This is a genomic window from Acinetobacter sp. WCHAc060025 (genome assembly GCF_004209355.1).
In the GTDB taxonomy this organism is placed as follows: Bacteria; Pseudomonadota; Gammaproteobacteria; order Pseudomonadales; family Moraxellaceae; genus Acinetobacter; species Acinetobacter wuhouensis.
Genome location: NZ_SGSX01000058.1, coordinates 1 through 1087, shown reverse-complemented (window position 1 = coordinate 1087; position 1087 = coordinate 1). Strand labels below are relative to the sequence as shown.

Sequence of the window (1087 nt, the reverse complement as noted above, 5' to 3'; positions counted from 1 at the left end):
GGCAGAGTAAAACTTGAAGTGCGACATAAACCACCTAATTAATTTAAAGGGTTTATGGAGTATATAAAATTGTCATACCATCATCTTAACTTTGAAGATCGTACTGCATTAATGCTTGAGTCAAGAAAAGAAGGCTTTTCAGCCAGAAAATTTGCTGAACTCATTAAAAGACATCCTAGTACGATCTATCGTGAGCTTAAAAGAAATAGCATCAATGACGTTTATCAAGCTCGATATGCTTCTGATAACACCTTCGCTAGACGTAGACGTGGTCACAGAAAACTCAAAATCGATTCAATCCTCTGGAAATTTATTGTTGAAGCGATCCGTTGTTTATGGTCTCCTCAGCAAATAGCAAAGCGTTTAAAGACATTTCCTGATTTGGATCAAACAATGAATGTAAGCCATACAACGATTTATTCAACGATACGAGCATTACCCAAGGGTGAGTTGAAAAAAGACTTATTATCCTGTCTACGTCATGAAAATAAAAAGCGAAAAGCTAACGGTGAACCTAAAAAAGATTCTATATTACAGGATATTAAAACTATTCATGAGCGCCCAGCCGAAGTTCAAGAAAGAAAAATACCGGGTCATTGGGAAGCTGATTTAATTAAAGGTAAAGACAATAAAAGTTCGATAGCAACACTTATTGAACGAAATACACGGCTCTGTATCTTGGCAACATTACCTGATGCAAAGGCAGAATCAGTGCGCAAGGCTTTAACTGAAGCTCTGAAATATTTACCTGCAGAACTGCGTAAAACGTTGACCTATGACCGTGGACGTGAGATGTCAGAACATAAAATACTCGAAGAAGATTTAGGCATAGATGTATATTTCTGTGACCCACATTCACCCTGGCAAAAAGGCACATGCGAAAATATGAATGGTTTAATTAGGCAATATTTACCTAAAGGGATTGATTTAAATCAGGCAGATCAGCATTATTTAAATCAAGTTGCCATGTCACTGAATACTCGTCCTAGAAAGGCGTTAGATTGGCTTACACCATTAGAGAAATTTGCTCAGCTTGTTGATTATCATATGGCTTTTGAAACTGTCGCACCTCATGTTTGAATTCGCC

General features: G+C 37.3%; 1 protein-coding gene. It reads left to right on the top strand.

The genetic code is table 11. The features are described from left to right. Positions 1–111: 111 nt before the first annotated feature. The gene (locus EXE09_RS18630) at positions 112–1080 is read left to right on the top strand and encodes an IS30 family transposase (RefSeq protein ID WP_005804963.1); all 969 of its coding nucleotides are present in this window, start codon (positions 112–114) and stop codon (positions 1078–1080) included. Positions 1081–1087: the final 7 nt, after the last annotated feature.

What these genes read in the sequence shown, in the direction of transcription:
- EXE09_RS18630 (WP_005804963.1), top strand. Translation starts at nt 112, where the DNA reads ATGCTTGAGTCAAGAAAAGAAGGCTTTTCAGCCAGAAAATTTGCTGAA.